Here is a 23218-nt window from a genome sequence, read left to right as displayed (position 1 = left end):
AATCCCACCTTCACATTCAGACTGAACAAATCAGTCTAAACATTATTAATAAACTATACTATCCGAAGCTATAGGTGGCAAGGTATAATTGCCATACTCCAAAATAATCTTTCCTTCACCAAGGGTATGCGTGCCGGTTTTGTCCGCCACGGTATTGAACAAAAACACTTTTTTCAATTGCCCGAAATTTCCCAGTTCGGACAAATGTTCTTCCTTAAAGCTTGTGTTGGATATATTTAGGCTTTTAAGGTGTTGCAAGGAAGCCAAAAGCCCTATTTGATCTCCTGTTATCGAAGTATTGTCCATTTTCAAAACCGTAAGGTTAGGGAGAGCGAAAAGATTTTTGAAAATGGCATCCGAAATTTGGGTGCCCCCCAAATCCAGAATTGCGATCTGCTCCTTAATGGGCGAAAGAAATTCAAAATGGGAATCGCCAAAGGTTGGTAAGTTCAACGCTGACACTTTCAAATAATTGGTAGTTTCACTTATAGGCTCTACATGAAGTCCCATTTCTTTGACCTTTGCGATACTATCCTTTGCTGCGGCAATTATCTCCTTATCGGGATAATCCGTTTCCATCATTTTGGGAAAAAATGATGCAAATAAGGATTTTTCCAAACCTATTTCCCCAATGGTCCCGTCAAATGACATGCCATGTTCTATCCAAGCGCCGATCAAAGCCACCTCTTCCTTCGTCGGTTGTCTTTTTCCATCTGGGGGCATATGCTTATCGTCTTCCTTTGGCAGTTGCATCCTATGGTAAAGATCGCTGCGTTCTGGTTGGTTGGCCATTACTACAGGGGCATTTTCGCCACTTGTCTCAATGCCCTCCCGCGTATTCAAAAGCAGATCGCCCTTTGCCTTTTTGGGGTTATGGCAACTCACGCAATTGTTGTTCAAAATGGGTTGTACAACATCGGTATAGAGTACGGCATTTTGCCAATCCTCTTCGGATAGTACAATTTCCTTTTCCTCTAAAACTTCGTACCCAAGGGCAGCTTTTAGGGAATTGGGCAATGGTTCTACCAAATAATCCTCGCCATGGGTTATGTTACCGCCCTGATGTCCGGTAAAGGAAATCAGGATAAAAATAAGTCCGGAGAATGCGGCCGTAGGGATGTTTAACAAACGCTTGACCAACGAAATTTCCCCAAGTCGTAGCCACATGATAAAACAGAACAGAGCAGTTACGATACCGGACCAGAGGTGCCATGCAACCGATTCATACGAAAAGCCTTCGCCCTGATATTGTAAATACCCGCTAAGGCAGGCTATCACAGCGGCAAAACCGGCCCATAAATAGATGGTGGCAATGACTTTTCCCAATTGCTTACGTTTACGGTCATAGACTTGAAGAAGTAGGCCAAGAATGATGAAACCGATTGGCAGGTGTACTATGAGCGGATGTAGCCTTCCTAGAAGTTGTTTTAATATATCCATTCTTATCTACCGAAGCCCCAATCGCTCCTTGATTATTTCCATCATATATAAATTCGCCTGCCATTGATCGGACACAGGTATTTTTGTATAAGGCAAGGTGGGCATATAGTTTGGAGGCCCAAACTCCGTTGTAAGCGTAAACGAATCGTGCGTTTCCCAATGATTACGGATTACTTGCTCCCAAATATCCAAATGTCTTTCCACGGCCAATTTCCATTCGGGTGCCCTGGGGTCGTTGACCTGCGGTCCTTCGGCATGGCCCACCCTAGCGTGCAGGTGACCTGAACGTGATATCACCTCCTTTAAATCCTCCCCGTTGTTTTCCAACAACGACTCATGTACGACCATCCAGTGGCTGATATCCAGGTTCAATTTTAGTTCAAGGATTTGGGAAAGATATTTTTGGGTATCGGGCAGGTTAAAACTGAATCGACCCCGGTGGGTTTCATGGTAAATTGGAATATCGTGCTTCTTGGAAATTTTATTCGCTAACTCAATAAAGGCCTTGTTCTGTTCAAATGAAAAAAAGTCGCTCCCAGTATGGCAATTGATGTACATAGGGGACAAAGCGACCAATTTTTCAAGATGATTTTCATATGCCTTTAGGCTTTCTTCAAATGGCAGGGACTTATTGGTTCCGTTCAGGAAACCTACCAGCAGCCCATGTATACTGAGTGCTTCCATAAGCTCCTTTTGTTCCTTTTCCGTAGTGGGCAGCCAAACCTCGATTCCGTCATAACCTGCCGCTTTTGTTCTTTCACAGAATGCATCCATGGTATCGGTCCGGCCCCAATCGGTCTGGAAGAAAAGTACCTTTTTTTCAACTTGGGCCATTACGTCCATACTAAGCAGCAATACTATCGCAAAAATGATGGCCCTGTAACATGAAGCGTTCATAAAGTCTGATTTATTGATTCCGAAATTTTCATTATTAGGCCAGGATTTGATGGATTACCTCGCCCTCCACATCCGTTAACCGGAAGGGCCTTCCCTGAAAATCAAATGTAAATTGTTCGTGGTCGAAGCCCAATAGGTGCAAAATAGTGGCATGCACATCGTGCACCGATACCCTGCCGTCCACACCTGAGAATCCAATTGCATCGGTCTGCCCGTGCGACGCCCCTTTTTTGATTCCGCCACCTGCCATCCACATGGTAAAGGCGTCGCCATGATGGTCCCTGCCCTTAAAGCCCATCGTCTTTCCTTCCCTATTTTCCTGCATCGGCGTCCTCCCAAATTCACCGCCCCAAACGACCAAGGTGTCCTCCAACAAACCTCGTTGTTTCAGGTCCAACAACAAGGCGCTCATCGGCCTGTCTATTTCCCTGCATTTGTTCTTCAGTCCCAAATCCACGGCGGTACTTGGGTCCGTGCCATGGGCGTCCCAACCCCAATCGAACAACTGTACAAAGCGTACACCGTCTTCCACTAGTTTTCTGGCCAAAAGGCAATTGTTCGCAAAGGATTCCTTACCAGGTTCCACCCCGTACATTTCCTTGATATACTGGGGTTCGTCGTTTATGTTCATGACCTCCGGAACGGCAATCTGCATCCTATAGGCCATTTCATATTGGTTGATACGGGCCAAAATTTCAGGGTCGGCATATTTGGCGTATTCCTTTTTATTGATCTCGTTGATGGCCTGAAGGGTCTTCTTTTTTAGGTCACGCGTGATTCCATCAGGATCTTCTATATATAGTACCGGGTCCCCTTTGGACCGACATTGCACCCCTTGGTATACCGATGGCAAAAAGCCGCTTCCCCAAACACTTTTTCCGGCACTTGGTGCTTTTCCGCCCGAAGTAAGCACCACAAAACCCGGAAGGTTCTGGTTTTCCGAACCAAGCCCATAGGTGACCCATGAACCGATACTGGGCCTACCCAACCTTGGACTACCGGTATGCATGAACAATTGCGCCGGACCGTGATTGAACTGGTCCGTATGTACGGCCTTCAAGAAAGCGACCTCGTCAACTACCTTCTTAAAATGGGGCAAGTTGTCCGACACCCAATTCCCGGATTCGCCCTCCTGCTTAAAGGTTGCCTGTGGGCCCAATAATTTTGGGGTACCGCGGATGAATGCAAATTTCTTGCCCTCCAAAAGCGATTGGGGACATTCTTGATTGTTCAATTTGGCCAGTTCCGGTTTGTAATCGAACATCTCCAATTGGGAAGGGGCACCGGCCATGTGCAAATAAATAACGTTCTTCACACGGGGCGAGAAAGGTGGTGGCAACGTGGCCAAGGGATTCAGGTCACGTTCGGTGAAACCGGAGACTGCGCCCGATGCTTTTTTTGTAAGGCCCAAGGGATCGCATCCCATAAAAATGGAACCAAGGGCGAGACCGCCCATACCGGTAGCGCATTTTTTGATGAAATGGCGTCTTGTCTTGACCTCCAGTTCCCTCTGAATCTTTTCCGCTATAAGTCTATCGATGTTGGGCTTCATATTCTTTCTAATGTGTTTTAATTATGCCTTGGTCAAAAATTCGTCCAAGTTCATGATGGCATTGGCCACTACGGTCAAGGCCGCTATTCTGTTTGAGGGTCTTTCGCTCAGACCCAAAAAATTTACTTCCGTTTCCATTCCCGATTCAAAATCATTCAAGGCATTGTCATATAAATCCTTTAAAACCAACAGTTTTTCCTCGTCGATTTTTGAGAAGGTTGCCTTTTCAAACCCCCATGCAATTCCTTCTTCCACATTTTCCTTATCCATGATTTTGGCAAATTCATAGGCCGTCTCCAAATACACCGGATCGTTCAGGGTGACCAAAGCCTGAAGGGGCGTATTGGTCACGGTACGTCTAATTGTGCATACTTCCCTGCTTCCAGCATCAAAGGTTATGAAGGAAGGATATGGGCTGGTCCTTTTCAGATAGGTATAAATGGCCCTTCTGTACCTGTCCTCCCCTTTGCTTTCCACCCAACTTTCATTGCTATAAACGGACTGCCAGACACCGTCGGGTTGTGGGGGCATGACCCCTGGGCCGTACATCTTATCGCTCAACAGGCCCGATACCGCCAATGCCTGGTCCCGTATCTGTTCTGCCGATAAGCGTATCCTGGGGCCACGGGCATACAATTCGTTATGGGGATCTTCCAGATAGCGTTCCGGTGTCGCAACGGAACTCTGTCTGTACGTACCGGACATTACGATTTCCTTGACGAGCGATTTGATCTGCCACTCCTGTTCGTTCATAAAACGTAAGGACAGCCAATCCAGCAATGCCGGATGACTAGGAGGGTCCGACTGTGTTCCCATGTCCTCCAAGGAAGCAACGATCCCCCTTCCAAAAATCTGATGCCATACCCTGTTTACCAATGTTCTGGCGGTCAAGGGATTCTCCTTGCTGACCAACCATTTGGACATCCCTAATCGGTTCTCAGGCCATTCCTTTGAAAACGGGTTCAAGGATTTGGGTGTACCCGGTCGCACCGTATCGCCCAAGGTCATCCAGCTGCCCCGCTCAAAGATTTGCGTCGCCCTCGCCATTTGTTCGTTATTCTCAACCATAATGGGCAGTTTATCGGTTTTGGCATTCAACAAATCCAAAAAGGTTTCGTTCACCTGATCATGACCGGGCTTGTTCGATCCAGGTATATCTTCCAAAAAGGCGAACCAGGTTATGAAGCTGGTGGAAACCTGCTCCTTTATGTTATCGTTCGTTGCCTCGATGTATAGATCGACCGGCCCTTCGATTGGTTTGAAAGCTATCCTTCGGATAGACCTACCCTCCGTTTTATCGATTTTGAACCTGGCCAATATTTGGCCCTGGGCATCGTTCTGCCGTACGGTCATTACAGTACCGTTCAACGGGGCACTGTATTCCATATACATAAAGGACGCCCCGTTGGTGTGGATATTCTTCAATTCGCAGGAACCATCTTTCCAAAGGGCGAGATATTTGGTGTCCGCAAGCTCCCCGTTCACAAAGTTCTTGGCATTGTGCGCCAAATATTTAGGTTCCTTAAAAAGTAGAAAGTCGGCATACTTTTGGGCCGTTCGTTGGTTGCCGTACTCTTGTATCCAAGAAAGGACCTCCTCCCTGCTTCTTAATTGTGCTTCATCAAAAAAGCGGATGTTGGGACTTTCGTCCGGGGTATCCTCGTCCCGTGTATTGTTAAAAAAGGCGAGACTTTTATAATATTCCTCAAATTTGAAGGGGTCATAGGGATGGGAGTGACATTGTACGCACTCCATCGTAGTACTTTGCCAAACGGAATAGGTAGTGTTCACACGGTCCATTACCGCGGCCACTCGAAACTCCTCGTCGTCCGTACCGCCCTCATCATTGTTCATAGTGTTCCTGTGAAACGCCGTGGCGATCAATTGGTCCACGGAAGGATCTGGCAATAGGTCGCCTGCCAACTGCTCAATGGTAAACTGATCATAGGGCATGTCTTTGTTGAAGGCGTCTATGACCCAATCCCTGTAGCGCCACATGGTTCTTCCATTGTCCTTTTCATAGCCCTTTGTATCCGCATATCTGGCCAGGTCCAGCCACCAACTGGCCCATTTTTCGCCAAAGGTCTTTTGGGACAACAAAGTGTCCACCACATTTTCGTAGCTGAGTTTACCATCGGTAAAATCGGTATATAGTTTTTCCGATGGTGGCAGGCCCGTAATGTCAAAGGCCAGTCTTCTTATCAGGACATGTTCGTCGGCAGGGACATTTGGTGAAATACCTTCATTTTCCAACCGGGCGAACACAAAGTTGTCGATCTCGTTTTGTAAAAAACCGTCCACGCCTTCATCGACCATACCCGCTTTTTGCATAATTGGCGGTACAGCCACTTCCTTTGGTAAGGAGTACGCCCAGTGCTCCCCCCATTTGGCACCTTGGTCTATCCATTTTGAAAGTAGTTCGATTTCCTCGTCCGTCAGTCTTGGTTTCTCATAGGGCATCCTAAGTTCCGGATCATCTTCCTTCAACCGTTTGATAAATTCACTGCCGGAGGCATCCCCGGGGATTATAGCAGGTTTCCCGGATTCCGTAGCGGCAAAGGCCTCTTCCTCAAAAAGTAGGCTAAAACCCCCACTTTTCTTGACCCCACCATGACAGGTGATACACTTGGTGTTCAAGATGGGTTTTATCTGCGTGCTGAAATCAACCTGATTGGAAGCAGTATTACAGGAATACAAAAGACCACTAAGGATGCACAAAAATAACGCCCTTACACCTTTATTGTATATACTTTGATTATGCATGTCTTAATCCGATTAATTTACTAAAAGACACTAAAATTGTCGTTTAAAGTTGTTTCAATATCCAAGGATAATATTACCAAAATATTCAAAAAAAAATATGGATAAATCAACTGCATGTATGGATGATACTCCTTTGCCATATATCCAAACCATAATAAACAAACTTGTGGTGCCTGGGAGTTCAGTATGGACCCACAATTGGATTTGAATTATTTAAAGTACTTTTCAAATAGTATTATATCACCCGAACCATAAACAACGATTCTTGTTTCTTTTCCAGTCAACAAGATATCCCTTGTAGTTTGGGACAGGTAACCTGAACCATGATAGAACTCAACAATTCTTGACTTCCCATTTTCCAAAAATATTTTGGCATACAATGCTTTTGAAGGTATCTTTAAAAGGTTCTCGTTATCTTTCCTATCTATTAACTGAAAGGAGCGCATATTGCCATTATTAACACCGATTAATTCCGTAAGTGTTCCATTCGCGTTGATAGATGCGAAACCCCTAGTATTCCCATCAATCCATAATCCTGTTTTATCGTGCGGTAAGACCGAAAAATCAGAATTCCCCAAACCCTTTAAAAAAACGCCTTTAAGGGCATCATACCTACCAAGGGAAACTTCGGTCCCATAGTCATTGCCAGAAAGTACCATATCCAGATTTCCATCAAAATCATAATCGGCAATAGCCATCCCATATATGGGTGCTATTTGCGCCTCTATGGGTAATTCCTTTAACTGGAATTTTCCATTCCCAAGATTTATCAGAAGTGAAGAAGCCAAATTAAACGCCCTTAATGTATATGCACTACTTTTATCCTGCTGGGTCAGCACATCGTCAATAGATGCCTTGGCATAGCTCTTATAATCCGGGAACTTCTTTTTCAATGCTGGGACCTGCTTTAACAAATCGTCCCTTGTATGCACCGGATACTCCTTACCATCCCTGTAAAATGACATAATCGGGTCGATACTACCATTTTTATCCAAATCCAAGGCGTATATGGCCAAAGGCTCTTCCTTTGATGCTTTGTAACGAGAGTTTAACCCGAGATTACCTAAAACATAGTCCACGTCACCATCATTGTCAAAATCACCTCCTTTAATACTATTCCATAGACCTGACGTATGGGTCAGTCCCGTTTTGTCCGATACACTCCGTAAGCCCCCCTCTATATTTTCATAAAATTCAATGGCCATGAATTCCCCAACCACAATTAAATCAAGATCACCGTCCGTATCAAAATCCGTCCAAAGCGCATCCTTAACCATTCCTTGTTTTCTTAAGGAAGTTGCTTTTTTATTGGTCACGTCAATGAATTTACCGTCCATATTTTCCAATAAATAACTATTGCATGGTATGGGGTATTTTAAAGGTGTTAAACGGCCCCCAACGAATAGGTCCAAGTCGCCGTCGTTGTCAAAATCGGCAGCTCTTACACAAGAATTGCTCGTTCTCAAAGGGGGCAGAACCCCTTGCGTCAATTGGAAATTGCCTTTGCCATCATTTATATACAGTCGGTCTTGATAATACTGGGAGTTTTCATAAAACTCATTACTGCCACTTGCAATGTAGAGGTCCAAATCCCCATCCGTATCAAAATCAAACAGCAGCACTCCGGTATCTTCGTTGTATTTTTCTTCTTCATTAGAAACTAATTCCTGCATTTGAAAATCCCCAGATATCGAACCATAAAAGAGCATACCGGAATAGTTATAACCTCCACCCATGAAAAAATCCTCAAATCCATCACCGTTTACGTCGCCAACGGCGATACCCGGTCCCTGTTCAGAGAGTTTATGAGGCAATAGATACTCGCGATTAAAATCATAATATAGGGCGTCACCATGCTTTGCTTTATCACCCAAACGTGGAGATACATCCTTAAAAAGTTGTTCATTGGCACTAAAACCTGAAATTGAGGTCTCTACCCCATCACTTGGGTCCAATCTTACGGTGGAATTAATTTTTGGCCCTATCAGCTTTTTTGTTATTCCATTTGGCCATGTTATCAACAAACTATCCACTTTATTGCTTCTTCCAAGGCCAACGTGAAGGGTGTGATCCATAGATGATTGATAGCCTCTGGTTGGGGATTGTCTGTACAACTGATGTTTATCGCCCTGATACAATTTAACTTCGGTTCCTATTCCTAAAGTGTTAAGACTGTCAAAATTCAGCTCAATTTGTAGAAAGTTATTTTTTGTTAAAGCATTTGATCGGTTCTCATAAATGGCTGCCTCTTCATTAATATTGTTGATAACAAGGTCCAAATCGCCATCGTTGTCCAAATCGCCATAAGCGGCACCATTGGACAGGGATGGAATTTCAAGGCCCCATTCATGGGTTGTATTAATAAACCCCTTATCTCCAGTATTTTTCAGCATTACGTTTGGCACCTTAATCGAAGGCATTTCACGGGCCATTTTTTTCAATACAACATCAAGACTGTCTGGAGCTATGTTATCCGTAAGTGAACTGGTATAATTGATAAAATCCAAATCAGTAATGTCCCTTAAATACCCATTGGAAATAAATAGATCCTTAAATCCATCATTGTCAAAATCCGCAAATAATGGACCCCAGCTCCAATCTGTGGCATCCATTCCAACTAGTTGTCCTATTTCAGAAAAACTATTGCCGTTGCCTGCGCCCATATTCACTTGGAGCGTATTCCTCATATATTGGGGCAGATATCCATATTCCATGGACTTTTCAAACAAATCAAAATTAAGGGCTCCCGACATCTTTTTCTCCCCATAATTGGAACTGGGCCTCATGTCAACGGTCACAAGGTCTACAAGTCCGTCATTGTTGAAATCGGCAACATCGTTGCCCATGCTGAAGTGGCTAACATGACCCAAATAGGTAGAGGACATTTCCTTAAATGTACCATCTTGCTGATTGATATAAATATAGTCGTTGGCCAAAAAGTCGTTGGTCACAAATATATCTTCCCAGCCATCCCTATTGATATCTGCAATTCCTATGCCCAGACCAAAACCGTCAAAAGTAATACCTGCCTGCGTTGTTACATCGGTAAATTTAATTCCCTCTCCCTGATCCTCATCGTTCCTGTACAACCGGTCATTTGCAAGCCCACTGCCATCCTTGACCAAGGCCACAATATTATTGGGGTTTCGCATGTCATTGGTATGGTTCAAAAGATACATATCAAGATCCCCGTCCCTATCGTAATCAAAAAAGGCGGCCTGGGTGGAAAAGCTATCATCATCAAGATTATATTGTGCTGCCTGTTCCTTAAAAACTAGATTCCCTTGATTAATATACAATAGGTTTTTACGCATTTCCTTCTTATAATTTCCGGATCTGCAAACATAGATATCAAGAAGCCCGTCATGGTTAATGTCAACCATGGACACTCCGGTAGACCAACCTTCAGTCATAGTACCCAAGGCACTGGTAACGTTTTTGAAACGAAGTCCTCCTTGATTAAGATAGAGGGCATCGGACACCATATTGCCCGTAAAATAAAGTTCTGACAAACCATCGTTGTTTAAATCGCCTATGGCAACCCCGCCTCCATTGTACACATAAAAGAAGTCTACCATATTAAACCGATCGTTTTCCTCTATTTTATTGTTAAAATAAACGTTGGAAACTTCCGATGAAACCATTTTAAAAAGAGAATCTGTATTTTTTAACTCTTCCGTATCAGTAGTTCTACCGCAGCCCGATATTAAAGACAATATGCAATACATAACTACTTTTCCGTATGGGTATTTTCCTTTCATGGTCTCCCCTAATAATAAATCAATGCAATTTAAAAAATGAAAACCCGTCTCCAAGGACAGGTTTTCATACTTGAAAATAAAACTAACTCAACAAACCTTATTCGTATTGGGGATTCTGGGTTACATTGGGATTACCCAAAACTTCATTCAACGGTATTGGCAGCACATAATCCTTAGGGGACAGCGTCCTATCTACACCATAGGTATCTATAAAATCCTGAATATATTGCCCCAAATAGTCCGGGCTTCCGCCAAAGGTGCTTTTCCTTTTAAGTTCTGGATATATTTCACATTCCATGGCGAACTCCAACACCCTTTCTTCTACAATGGCATCCCTTAACTGTTCTTTGCTCAAGCCCGACAGTGGCGACAAGCCGGCTCTTCGCCTTACTTCGTTAACACCAAAGTAAGGGTCACCGGAACCACTTTCATTAGCTGCTTCTGAATGTGCCAGTAGAACATCGGCCAATCGTAAATAAACTATATTTTTTTCAGTCAAATTCGCATTGGAGATACCCAATTGGGTATATTTTGCAGACCAACCGTTTGAAAAAATAAGTTCATCAGGATTATCTGGATCAGCATCTGCAGATACCATTCCCCCAAAACGGCTAAGATTATAAGAAGCATTTGGACTCCATTTAACTACGGGCCTTTCCCCAGCAGCATTTGGACCAACCCTAGTGGTTGGGTACTCATCAATAAAGGTACCCGCAATTCGCTTATCTGCCGGATCATACTTCTCTCGAAATTTCTGAGTAGAATTCAACCAATGCCATCCTACACCACCAAGATCGTTTGGCAAATCTCCCGGAATAAAGTGCTGGTGATAATTCTGATTTTCCCCAGCATTGGCAGAAGCGGAAACTTGTGCTTCAAAAATTCGGGGCCCTGAATTTTCCCTTTCTACCGAGAAGGTGTCCGCAAAGTCTTCAAACAGTACCATTCCGCTATTGTTTACAAAACTATCTGCCATTGCGTATGCCTCTGTCCATTTTTCGTCCTGTAAATATGCCTTTATCAATAACGCCTGTGCCGCCCAAGAGGAAGCCCTACCAACATTGCTGGAATCGTATGATTCAGGTAGAATGTTCATGGCTGCGGATAAATCCGCTTGAATTAAATCCAAAGCCAGTCTCTTTCCATTCTCATTGGAAGGTAAGTCCTGGTCGCTTTCCGTTTTCGTGGTCGTTACGGGTATATTATCGAAATAACGTACTAAATTATAATAGTAAAAGGCTCTTAAAAATTGTGCTTCCGCCTTTACCCTATCCACTAAGGCACCGTTGGGTACGCCATTTTCTTTAAGTTCATCCGCTTTTTGAATGATAGCATTTGCCCTATTTATATTTTCATAGGAAATTCTCCAATAGGTCTCAATGTACTCGTCGTCTGGAGAAACATTTCCGTTCTGAAAGTTCAGCGGACCCTTTTCCCAACCCACTTGATATCCAACGAGACATTCAAACACGAACCTATCATAATAATGATTGAACCAGTCCCTGCCATATCCAATCCCATCGTATACCGCATTCACTCCCAATTCCAACTGTTCTGCAGTGGCAAAGAAATTTTCCTGAGTCGTAAAATCAGGGTTTTCTTCCAGATCTGTACATCCTACCAATCCGAAAACCATGAAAAGTATCGGAAGTAACTTGATTAAAATTCTCTTTTGCTTTTTCATAATTAATTTTTATTGTTAAAATTCCAAGTTTACGCCCACGGTCAATGTTCTTGCCCTTGGGTATGCATCGTAATCATCTCCACGGTTCAAGTTGTTTTGCCCACGATTGTTAACCTCAGGGTCAAATCCCGAATAATCCGTGATGGTAAATAAATTTTGTCCGCTCACATAGATCCTAGCCTTGCTAATGAAATCATTAAAATTGGGAAGCGTATATCCAAGTGAAACATTTTGCAGTCTAATGAAGGAACCATCCTCTATGAAATAATCAGAATCCCTGTAAGAATTGGCGAAATCCCTATTACCGTCAATCACGGGTCTTGAAGCATCCGTATTTGTTGGTGTCCATGAATCTGAAAGTATGGTTTTTATCTGATTTATCTTTTGAACCCCATCACCCAATTCCGAAGCCTGTAAATTTCTTATCTCAAATCCTTGGACCCCTCTTAAAAAGATTCCCATATCAAAGCTTTTATAGGTAAACGTTGAATTTAAACCCCATGTGAAATCCGGGTTGGGATCACCTATAATGACATAATCATCAGGGGTAATGGACCCATCCCCATTTACGTCCCTATAACGTGGATATCCGGGCTTGTCACCAGATCTTGAGGGATTATTTGCAATTTCCTCTTCGGATTGGAATATTCCAATATAATCAAATCCTCTCCAAACACCAATGGGATTGCCGGCCTCCACCCAACTACCGTCGATTCCAAGATGTCCACTAGTTGTACTAGAGAAAAAAGGTGTACTACTGCCCAAATCAGTAAGTTCATTGCGAAGAATGGAAAGATTTCCTGCCACATTCCATTTAAAATCCTCTCCATTTATAACATAGCCATCCAAACCTATTTCAAAACCACGGTTCTCAAGAGAACCCGAATTTTTTAATATTGACTGGAATCCAAGACTACTAGGTATGGATACGAACAGCAACAAATCTTCCGTTTGGTTGTTGAAATAATCCAAGGTAAGGTTTAATCTATTGTTAAAAAACGAGGCATCCAGACCAACGTTTCTCATGGTAGTTGACTCCCATTTCAAATCGGAATTACTCAATCTACCGTCTGCAAGACCAAGTACCAGGCCATCACCGAAAACATAGTTAAACTCGTTCAAATTGGCCAAAGAATTATAAACGGGTATTTCTGAGTTTCCGGTTAGACCCAAGCTCCCTCTTAATTTAAGATTGTTCATTACTTCGGATACCCCACTGTTCTTATAAAAATTTTCGTTCGAGATGTTCCAACCTAAGGCAACCGATGGGAAGTTGGCCCATTTGTTCTGTGTCCCAAACCTGGATGAACCATCCCTTCTAAACGTAACCGTTGCGAGGTATCTACTATCGTATGTATAGTTTACCCTTCCCAATAGGGATTCCAACAACCATTCCCTTCTATTTGAGAAAGGGGTCAAAATATCAGGTCCACCTTGTAAAGTTGCTTGATCTACGGAAGCTGCGGTTATTCCCCTTGTTGTGCTACTAAAAAATTTATTTACCTCTTTCTGGTATGTATAACCCACCACTGCATCAACAAAGTGTTTGCCAAATTGGTTGTTATAGGTCAATAAATTTTCATTTAAAATGTTTCCTGAATTTCTATTTGCAAGTGTTAACTCTCCTGCATTATCCCTACCTAGTCTTGTATTTACAGAAGGAAAAAAACTTGTCCTGTTTACATTGAGGATATCTGCACCAATACTTGTTTTGGCCTTTAAATGCTCCGTAATGTTAAAGGTGAATGTGGTATTCCCCAAAACCCTATTCGTTATATCCTGATCGGTGGCAAACTCAAGTTCCTGTAATGGATTTATCGAGAATCTTCCATCATAGGAGGCCAACGCGTAGGTTCCATCCTCGTTAAAAACAGGAACTGTTGGGTCTAATCCCAAAGCCGTAATAATAATCCCTCCTGGTCCACCTCTATCGGTTGGAGCATTATTGGATACCGTCCTGTTATAAGACCAACTGGAACTAACGTTTAAAAAATTATCCAATGCAGAATTATCCAAGTTCAAGCGTATTCCATATCTCTTAAAATCAGTCATTTTAATGATCCCTGCATTATCATGGTAATTTCCTGTAACTGCATATCTGTTATTTTCGTTACCTCCGGAAAAAGTCAATTGATGATTTTGAATCGATCCTACTCTAGTCACTTCATCCAACCAGTTGGTCCCTCTCCCAAAAGCATTGATCTCGTCTTGTGAATAAATTGGGGCACCTCCTTGGCTAGTCTCCAAAGTATTAAGATAGGTGGCAAATTCCGATCCATTCAAGACTTCTATGGGATTCGTAATGGTTTGAGTGGAATAGGAACCTTCATAACTAATTTTAGCCTTTCCCGCCTTACCTCTTTTAGTAGTAATAAGAACGACCCCATTAGAACCTCTAGACCCATAGATAGATGTTGCAGAGGCATCCTTCAAAACCTCTATCGATTGGATATCGTTAGGGTTAATAGATGCCAAGATGTTCGTTGGTTGTCTATTTCCTCCAGCACTGTATGCACCGTTATCCGGGTAAATTGGAAAACCATCGACCACATATAACGGTTCACTACCACTATTTATAGAGTTTGAACCACGTATTCTCACCGACACACCACCACCCGGTGCCGAAGATGTTTGTGTAACCTGAACACCTGGTGCCCTTGCCTGTATGGCCTGGTCTACCGATGTTACCGGCAATTCTTTGAAAGAATCTCCATCAATGGAGGAAACAGAGCCGGTGAGGTCACTTTTCTTGACAGTACCATATCCTACAATAACAACCTCGTCAAGCGCCTCACTTTGTGGATCCAGCACTACATTTATAGTGGACCTACCATTAATTTCAACTGATGTTGTAGCAAAGCCCAAAGAAGAAAACTCAAGGCTATTGATATCTTCTGGTACGGTTATCTGATAGTTACCATCAAAATCAGTAATAACACCCTGTGTTCCCGCAACAACATTTGCGCCGGGAAGTGGAGAGCCGGTTTCTCCATCTGTAACCGTTCCACTAACGGTGGTCTGTGCCATTAGGGAAATTCCACCGATAAAGAACGCTACAAAGACGCTCCATGTTTTTTGATAACTTGTTAATGATTTTAACTTCATAGAGTAGATTAATTTGGTTTTCATATTGATTTCTTCAGTATAACATAATTATAAGTTAAACTGCAACAAACAATATTATGAAGTTCCCCTACTTCTATAAATGGACAATTCTTACTAAAACATGGATTTTTCTTTAAATACCAAGAATTTTATAATTTAAGTAGTCATTAATTTTGTTTTGTCAATCTTTTGGGTCAAAAAAAACAAAATCAACAACAACTCCCCATTAACTTGGGTTTTTCAGTTTTTCCTATAATTATTCTTTTTGTTCGTTCCTGTAGTCTTTTGGGGAAATACCAAAATACTTCTTAAAGGCCCTTGAAAAGTACAGGGGGTCTTGAATCCCTGTTTTATAGCTAATTTCCTTTATACTCAAATCAGTATATTTTAGGTATTCACAGGCCTTTTGCATCTTTTTCAAGTTGAAGAAATGTATTAAGGAGTAACCTGTTCGCCTTTTGAACAAGTTAAAAAGATACGAAGGGGAGCAATTAAAGTGATCTGCGATTTCTTCAGACTTAAATGTTTGATCCAAATTGTTCATTAAAAATTCTATTACTGAATTTACCATGTTCGTCTTACCTTGGTTATCAATATTAAAACTCTGACCTCCATAAATAAATGAACTTATAAATTTAAATCCTGTAATATTAGCAAGCTCCAACTTGGGTATGGTGTACTCACTTTCATACATTTGATATATTTCGTTGAAAAGATCAATTCTTTGACTATCAAATGCCACTACCCCATTATCTGAATTAAATTCCGTGTAGCGTTTGTACAACCAATCAGTTGAGGACCCTCCAAAGTGCATCCAATATATGCTCCAGGGTGATTTTGGATCGGACTCATACTCATGTGGTGTGTCCCTTGGTATAAGATGGTAAGAATTAGGCATGACCTCAACCTTTTTACCCTGAATTTTCATCCGCCCTTTTCCTTCAACACAGTAAATAAAAATATACTCCTTTACACCCTTTTTCCTTGCTCTATAGTGATTTAAAGCATTTGGGTAAAATCCAATATCAGTAATAAAAAAAGACTTACAGACAAGGTTTTTTGAGAGCTCCAATTTTATCGTACCTGGCAAGACAATCATTTTTTGTCCTAAAAAGCCATCTTTAACAGTAGAATTATCCATTGTTTTTATTCATAAGTCCATATCTATATTCTATCAACTTCATAATATTGAATAATCAAAATTAAACCTATAAAGTATCTAAATAATTAAATTTTTGACTCTATAAGGAAAATATCGTAATGAAATGAAAATTCTCATTCTTTTCAAATGATTCATTTGGTTGGATAAGTGGACTATGGATAAAATTACCCAAAACAAGTAATTACAGAATGAACAAACACCATCTGTCAAAAAGTGGTAAAGGAAAAAATCCGAAGGTTATTGAAGAAAACTAAATGTATCTACTTTATCTAAGCCTAATCCGGGTATTTTCATAATAATGATTTAAAAGAGTAGAAATGATCCTTAGAAAATTAAAAACGTTGTTTGTTGGTTTGCTTTGCCTTACAGCCTTATTGGGCTGTAAGGACGAAGCAAAGAAGAACCTTGATAAAAGACCCAATATTGTCTTCATATTAGCAGATGATTTTGGGATACATGACCTTAGCTTTACAGGCAGCAACTACTATGAAACACCAAACATCGACAAAATTGCGAAAGAGGGCACTTATTTTTCCCAAGGATATGCGAACAGTAGGGTGTGTAGCCCATCTAGGGCAAGTATCATGTTAGGCCAATTTGCGGCAACACATGGCATTACTGATTGGATTGGGGCAAAATCAGGAGAGGATTGGAGAACCAACAACAGAAACGACAAATTATTGCCCGCGGCATATAAACATGATTTGCCAAAAAATGATACAACTTTGGCAGAGGCATTATTGGCATATGGTTACAAAACTTTCTTTGCTGGTAAATGGCATTTGGGCGAGAAAGGCTCTTGGCCAGAAGACCATGGATTTGAGATCAATAAGGGTGGCTGGGATGTTGGAAGCCCTAAGGGAGGCTACTTCTCACCTTGGGACAATCCAAATTTGGAAAACCACGAAGCTGGAGAGAACTTATCAATGCGCTTGGCAAAGGAAACTGCCAATTTCATTGAAAAAAATAAGGACAGCTCATTTTTGGCTTACCTTTCCTTTTATGCCGTTCATGGGCCCATACAGACAACACAGAAAAAGTGGAGTCATTATCGCAATAAGGCTGAAACCCTAGGAATTGAGGAAAAAGGATTTACAATGGAGCGAGTATTGCCCATAAGAACCGTTCAAGACAATCCTATTTATGCAGGTCTAGTTGAACAAATGGACGATGCAGTAGGTGTTGTGCTCAACAAATTACAAGAATTGGGTCTAGATGACAATACTATAATTATTTTTACTTCGGACAATGGCGGGGTAGCATCAGGAGATGCCTTTTCAACTACCAATCTCCCTATGAGGGGTGGCAAAGGATACCAATGGGAGGGCGGTATTCGCGAACCCTATTTTGTCAAAGTCCCAGGTCTGAAAAAGGGTGTTATCATCGACTATCCGGTGACGGGTGCCGATTTTTATCCAACAATCCTAGATTTTGCCGGCATACCCTTAAAACCACACCAACATGTTGACGGAGCCAGCCTAAAACCTTTAATGGAAGGTAAAACATTGGATGAACGACCCTTATTCTGGCATTACCCCCACTATGGCAACCAAGGAGGGGAGCCTTCATCGATTGTAAGGGAAGGCAAATGGAAATTGATTCATTATTATGAAAGTGGGAAGAAAGAACTTTACGACCTCGAAGCGGATACTGCTGAAAGGAACGATGTAAGTGCAATCAATAAAGCTGTGGTCAACAGACTGGATACTCTTTTGCAATCCTACCTAAAAAGGGTAAATGCCAACCTACCAGTGAAAGACAGTCTGTTTGATGCTGAATTGGCGAAAAAACAGTACCAAGATCGAATTGATATTCTCTTGCCCCAATTGGAACAGCAACGGATGGAATTTCTCTCAATGGATTTTTTACCTAACGAAGACTGGTGGGGCAGTAAGGTGACCAAAGACTAATATGAATGGTAGCAGATTTTCATTAAAAAATGACCAGCACAAAATTCAATTTTCTGTATCTACTTTTTTTGGCCCTGGTCTCTGCCATGGGTGGTTTTTTGTTTGGCTATGATTGGGTGGTCATTGGCGGTGCAAAACCATTTTATGAGCTGTATTTTGGGATTAGTACGAATCCCACCTTACAGGGTTGGGCCATGAGCAGTGCCTTGATAGGTTGTATTTTTGGAGCGGTCATTTCTGGGTTCGTTGCCGATAGACTAGGTAGAAAATTACCCTTGATTTTTGCTGCGGCACTATTTACAGTTTCAGCATTTGGCACTGGTTATGTGGATAGCTTTTCCCCGTTCATCGCTTATAGGCTTATTGGTGGCCTGGGCATTGGCTTGGCTTCTACATTATCGCCTATGTACATTTCAGAAATTTCACCAGCAAAGTATCGGGGCCAATTTGTAGCCATCAACCAACTTACCCTGGTAATCGGTATTTTGGCCGCGCAAATAGCAAATTTTCTTATTGCCGATACCATTCCTGATGGATTTGCCCCAGACCAGATTCTGACTTCTTGGAACGGCCAGACTGGCTGGCGTTGGATGTTCTGGGCAGAACTCCTACCCGCCATTCTTTTTTTTGGACTCATGTTCATGGTGCCCAAAAGTCCACGATTCTTAGTAAAAATCAATGAAACGGAAACTGCAAAAAAAGTTCTGGGAAAAATTGGTGGCGCGTCCTATGCTGAACAAGCGTTGAGCAGCATCAAACTGACCTTGAAGGAAGACAGTTCTTCAAAATTGGACCTATCACAACTAAAGAGCCCAAAGGTAAGGCCCGTTCTCATCATGGGGATCGTATTGGCGATCTTTCAACAATGGTGCGGCATCAACATAATTTTCAATTATGCCGAAGAAATTTTTAGGGCGGCCGGTTACAGCGTGGGGGATATGCTTTTCAATATTGTCATTACAGGTAGCGTAAACTTGCTTTTCACCCTTGTAGCCATGCGAACCGTAGATAGTTGGGGACGCAGAAAACTCATGCTGTTGGGATCCCTTGGGTTGGGCGTGGTCTATCTTGTATTGGGTGGCGCATACTTTTTTCAGTTCACAGGTTGGCCAGTACTAGTTCTCGTCATTACTGGGATAGCCATTTATGCAATGTCATTGGCGCCGATCACTTGGGTGGTTTTATCTGAAATTTTTCCTAATAGGATCAGGGGTATTGCCATGTCGATAGCAACATTTTCACTTTGGATAGCCTCCTTTGTTTTGACCTTCACCTTCCCGGTTCTCAACGAAGCCCTTGGAGCTTCCGGCACCTTTTGGGTGTATGGGCTAATTTGTATCGCCGGATTCATGTTCATAAGGAATAAACTACCTGAAACCAAGGGGAAATCCTTGGAAGAAATAGAAATGGAATTTATCAAGGACAACTGATGCGAATGATCACGAAATATCAAACCACCTGTATTTTATTTTCTTTAGGATGGAACCAGATTTTTGACCTAGAAAAAAAAGTTCAAAGCACAAATGAATATGGGATCAACCTACTCTTATGACACGATTACAGCAGTTTGGCATAAAATCAAAATAGTAAGAATACCAATTTAAACCACTATGGAAATAGTAAAGGCTTGGCCGGAGAAAGTTAGAATACCAACATACGAAGTGGGAAAACCGGAAAAATACCCCGTTTTTTTAGAAAAGCGCGTATATCAGGCCAGTAGCGGCGTGGTATATCCGCACCCTGTCATCGAAAAGATTAGTGATCAAAAAGTGGATAAGGAGTGGGATGCCATCTTCTTAGAAAATGATTATATAAAATTGATGATCTTACCAGCCTTGGGCGGTAGGATACAAATGGCCTATGATAAGATTCGTGAGCGCCATTTTGTCTATTACAACCAAGTCATTAAACCCGCTTTGGTTGGTCTTACGGGTCCATGGATCTCTGGAGGTATTGAATTCAATTGGCCCCAGCACCATCGACCCAGCACATACGAACCAACGGATTTCTATATTGAAGAAAACCAGGATGGAAGCGTTACCGTTTGGGTAAGCGAGGTCGAGCGAATGTTCCGTACAAAAGGCATGGCCGGTTTCACACTGTATCCAGATAAAGCTTATCTAGAAATTAAAGCGCAGCTTTACAATAGAACGCCACATCCCCAAACCTTTTTATGGTGGGCAAATCCGGCCGTTGCGGTGAACGACCACTATCAGTCGGTTTTTCCACCAGACGTTAATGCGGTTTTTGACCATGGAAAACGTGATGTTTCTGAATTTCCAATTGCAAAAGGTGAATACTACAAAGTAGATTACTCGCCAGGAACGGATATTTCCAGATATAAGAATATTCCGGTACCTACAAGTTATATGGCAATCACCTCTAAATACGATTTTGTAGGAGGTTACGAAAACGATTCCAAAGGAGGCTTGCTACATGTTGCTGATCATAATGTTTCCCCCGGGAAAAAGCAGTGGACTTGGGGCAATGGAGATTTTGGCAGGGCTTGGGACAGAAACCTGACTGATGAAAATGGTCCTTATATTGAATTAATGTGTGGGGTGTATACCGATAACCAACCAGATTTCTCTTGGATGCATCCGTATGAGGAAAAGAGTTTCAAACAGTATTTTATGCCCTACTATAATGTTGGGGTCGTAAAAAATGCGACGAAAGAAGCTTTGGTAAACCTGGAAATAGTAGACGGAAAAGCCCAGGTTAAGGTATATGTAACTTCTACTTACGATAATTGTGTCATTACTTTTAGCGCTAACAGTAAGGTGTTGCACGAAGAGGTAATGGACCTATCGCCTGAAGTTGGGTATGAAAAGTTGATTGATATTGCAGGAATCAACTATGATAATTTACATATTTCGGTTAATGATAGTGAAGGCAAAGTGTTAGTGGCATGGGAACCGGATAAGGATGTATCCGATAAAATTCCCGAACCCGCAAGAGCGGCAGAAGCCCCCAAAGATATTGATACTATCGAAGGCTTGTATTTAAGGGGATTACATTTGGAACAATACAGGCATGCCACCTTCAGTCCTTTGGATTATTACGAAGAGGCCTTACGCAGGTCTCCAATGGATGTAAGGAATAACAATGCAATTGGTCTTTGGTACCTGCGCAAAGGACAAGTAAACAAGTCCCTCCCCTTTTTCGAAACGGCTATTGCATCCTTGACCAGACACAATCCCAATCCTTATGATGGCGAACCATATTTTAACAAGGGATTAGCACTGAACTTCCTAGGCCGAAAAGAAGAAGCCTATTCAAGTTTCTTTAAAGCTTGTTGGAACGCCCAATGGCAAGATGCCTCCTATTTTAACCTGGCACAGATCGATTGCGCCAGAGGCAATTTGACCAAAGCTTTGGACTTGGTCGATAGGGCCCTCGTAAAAAACTGGCACAACCATAAAGCAAGGCATTTAAAGGTTATACTTTTGCGGAAAACCGGAAAAATTGGTGAGGCAAACACCTTAATTGAGGACTCTCTTAAAATTGACAAATTCAATTTTGGGGTCATTTATGAAAAATATCTGCTCTCCAATGCCCAAGAAGATGTAGAGCAGCTAAAAGGCTTGCTTCGAAATTATGTCCACAATTATATTGAATTTTCAATTGATTATGCCTCTACAGGATTGTTCAAGGAAGCTATAGATTTTTTGGGCCTTTACATCGATGACAATGTACAGCCCTATCCCATGGCCTATTATTTCCGCGGGTGGTATTATAACCAGTTGGACCAAAATGAAAGGGCCTTGGCGGATTATCGAAGGGCAGCTACCATGCCATCCGATTATTGCTTTCCCAATAGAATCGAGGAGGTATTGGCGTTGCAGGCGGCCATTAAAATGAACCCAACCGATGCAAGGGCATTCTATTATCTCGGTAATTATTGGTATGCCAACAGACAGTACCAAGAGGCACAAGTTTGTTGGGAAACCTCTGTTAATCTTGATGATACCTTTGCCATTACCCATCGTAATTTGGCCCTACTGTACTTTAACAAGGCCAACAAAAAAGAACTAGCGGTCAAACATCTGGAAAAAGCCTTTCAACTGGACAGGATGGATTCCCGCCTTCTTATGGAACTTGATCAATTGTACAAAAAGATAAATATACCCAACCAGCAACGCCTGGACTTTTTGGAAAAACATCTTGATCTCACGAACTCTAGGGATGATCTTTATTTGGAACGTATCGCACTGTATAATTTATTGGGCAAATTTGAAACAGCGAAATCGTTGATTGAAAAACGTCAGTTCCATCCTTGGGAGGGCGGCGAAGGCAAGGTGCCTTTTCAATACCTTACCTGCCATATAGAACTAGCTAAAAAAAACATCTGCCTAAAACGTTTTGATGAAGCAATAACACTTCTTGAACAGGCTAAAGTATATCCTAACAACCTTGGTGAGGGCAAACTTTACGGTACCGTAGAAAACGACATAGATTACTGGCTGGGCTGTGCTTGCGAAGGCCTTAATGACGAGGAATTGGCTAAGGACTTTTTTCAAAAGGCCTCCAAAGGTAGTAGCGATCCAAGTCCCGCTATTTTTTACAATGACCAACAACCTGATAAAATTTTCTATCAGGGACTCGCCCTTTTAAAGTTGGGAGCCAAAGAAGAAGCCAAAACACGATTCGAAAACTTGTTGAATTACGGAATGGCACATATGAACGACGATGTAAAAATGGATTATTTTGCCATTTCCCTTCCGGATTTGTTGATATGGGAAGAAGATTTGAATGACATCAACAAGATACACTGCAATTATCTTATCGGTTTGGGGCATTTGGGCCTCGAAAATAATGCTGAAGCTTTACAGGCATTTAATGAAGTCCTGGACAGAAATATTTCTCATTTGCCCGCGCACATTCACGCGGCTTCGGTACAAATTGAAAAAAAAGATTGAATAATCGCATTTAAGATTTACCCTT

11 protein-coding genes are annotated in these 23218 nt (G+C 42.1%); 3 read left to right on the top strand and 8 right to left on the bottom strand.

The genetic code is table 11. The features are described from left to right. Positions 1–45 precede the first annotated feature (45 nt). The 8 genes from PP181_RS06975 to PP181_RS06940 form a co-directional block, all read right to left on the bottom strand. Complete coding sequence (locus tag PP181_RS06975; protein WP_272636513.1) at positions 46–1440, bottom strand: c-type cytochrome domain-containing protein; 1395 nt, start codon at positions 1438–1440, stop codon at positions 46–48. 6 nt (positions 1441–1446) lie between these two features. Continuing rightward, complete coding sequence (locus PP181_RS06970; RefSeq protein WP_272636512.1) at positions 1447–2337, bottom strand: sugar phosphate isomerase/epimerase family protein; 891 nt, start codon at positions 2335–2337, stop codon at positions 1447–1449. A 34-nt stretch (positions 2338–2371) separates the two neighbouring features. Further along, positions 2372–3889, bottom strand: coding sequence for a DUF1501 domain-containing protein (locus tag PP181_RS06965; protein WP_272636511.1), 1518 nt, complete (start codon positions 3887–3889; stop codon positions 2372–2374). A 21-nt stretch (positions 3890–3910) separates the two neighbouring features. After that, positions 3911–6652 carry a PSD1 and planctomycete cytochrome C domain-containing protein gene (locus PP181_RS06960; RefSeq protein WP_272636510.1) on the bottom strand — a complete coding sequence of 914 codons (2742 nt, stop codon included), beginning with the start codon at positions 6650–6652 and terminating at the stop codon, positions 3911–3913. Positions 6653–6861: 209 nt separating this feature from the next. Next, complete coding sequence (locus tag PP181_RS06955) at positions 6862–10413, bottom strand: VCBS repeat-containing protein (RefSeq protein ID WP_272636508.1); 3552 nt, start codon at positions 10411–10413, stop codon at positions 6862–6864. Between the two features lie 97 nt (positions 10414–10510). After that, the gene (locus PP181_RS06950) at positions 10511–12097 is read right to left on the bottom strand and encodes a RagB/SusD family nutrient uptake outer membrane protein (RefSeq protein ID WP_272636507.1); all 1587 of its coding nucleotides are present in this window, start codon (positions 12095–12097) and stop codon (positions 10511–10513) included. Positions 12098–12112: 15 nt separating this feature from the next. Continuing rightward, positions 12113–15202 (bottom strand): SusC/RagA family TonB-linked outer membrane protein, encoded by a 3090-nt coding sequence (locus PP181_RS06945; protein WP_272636506.1) that lies wholly within the window; start codon positions 15200–15202, stop codon positions 12113–12115. 256 nt (positions 15203–15458) lie between these two features. Next, positions 15459–16343, bottom strand: coding sequence for an AraC family transcriptional regulator (locus tag PP181_RS06940; RefSeq protein WP_272636504.1), 885 nt, complete (start codon positions 16341–16343; stop codon positions 15459–15461). 338 nt (positions 16344–16681) lie between these two features. Here PP181_RS06940 and PP181_RS06935 point away from each other — a divergent pair, with 338 nt between their 5' ends. The 3 genes from PP181_RS06935 to PP181_RS06925 all read left to right on the top strand — a co-directional run bounded on the left by PP181_RS06935 (position 16682) and on the right by PP181_RS06925 (position 23193). Next, positions 16682–18274, top strand: coding sequence for a sulfatase (locus PP181_RS06935; protein WP_272636502.1), 1593 nt, complete (start codon positions 16682–16684; stop codon positions 18272–18274). Positions 18275–18303: 29 nt separating this feature from the next. Continuing rightward, entirely contained in the window at positions 18304–19704 is a 1401-nt protein-coding gene (locus tag PP181_RS06930; RefSeq protein ID WP_272636501.1) for a sugar porter family MFS transporter, read from the top strand. 180 nt (positions 19705–19884) lie between these two features. Continuing rightward, positions 19885–23193, top strand: a complete 3309-nt coding sequence (locus PP181_RS06925; protein ID WP_272636500.1) for a DUF5107 domain-containing protein — start codon at positions 19885–19887, stop codon at positions 23191–23193. Positions 23194–23218 lie beyond the last annotated feature (25 nt).

It is taken from the genome of Maribacter sp. PR66 (assembly GCF_028464205.1).
Lineage (GTDB): Bacteria > Bacteroidota > Bacteroidia > Flavobacteriales > Flavobacteriaceae > Maribacter > Maribacter flavus.
Note: the sequence above shows the minus strand (reverse complement) of the source record. Positions and strands in the feature narration are given on the sequence as shown.

Bases quoted from the DNA above. Each gene is read 5' to 3' on its own strand.
- PP181_RS06975 (WP_272636513.1), bottom strand. From the start codon at position 1,440: ATGGATATATTAAAACAACTTCTAGGAAGGCTACATCCGCTCATAGTA.
- PP181_RS06970 (WP_272636512.1), bottom strand. From the start codon at position 2,337: ATGAACGCTTCATGTTACAGGGCCATCATTTTTGCGATAGTATTGCTG.
- PP181_RS06965 (WP_272636511.1), bottom strand. From the start codon at position 3,889: ATGAAGCCCAACATCGATAGACTTATAGCGGAAAAGATTCAGAGGGAA.
- PP181_RS06960 (WP_272636510.1), bottom strand. From the start codon at position 6,652: ATGCATAATCAAAGTATATACAATAAAGGTGTAAGGGCGTTATTTTTG.
- PP181_RS06955 (WP_272636508.1), bottom strand. From the start codon at position 10,413: ATGAAAGGAAAATACCCATACGGAAAAGTAGTTATGTATTGCATATTG.
- PP181_RS06950 (WP_272636507.1), bottom strand. From the start codon at position 12,097: ATGAAAAAGCAAAAGAGAATTTTAATCAAGTTACTTCCGATACTTTTC.
- PP181_RS06945 (WP_272636506.1), bottom strand. From the start codon at position 15,202: ATGAAGTTAAAATCATTAACAAGTTATCAAAAAACATGGAGCGTCTTT.
- PP181_RS06940 (WP_272636504.1), bottom strand. From the start codon at position 16,343: ATGGATAATTCTACTGTTAAAGATGGCTTTTTAGGACAAAAAATGATT.
- PP181_RS06935 (WP_272636502.1), top strand. From the start codon at position 16,682: ATGATCCTTAGAAAATTAAAAACGTTGTTTGTTGGTTTGCTTTGCCTT.
- PP181_RS06930 (WP_272636501.1), top strand. From the start codon at position 18,304: ATGACCAGCACAAAATTCAATTTTCTGTATCTACTTTTTTTGGCCCTG.
- PP181_RS06925 (WP_272636500.1), top strand. From the start codon at position 19,885: ATGGAAATAGTAAAGGCTTGGCCGGAGAAAGTTAGAATACCAACATAC.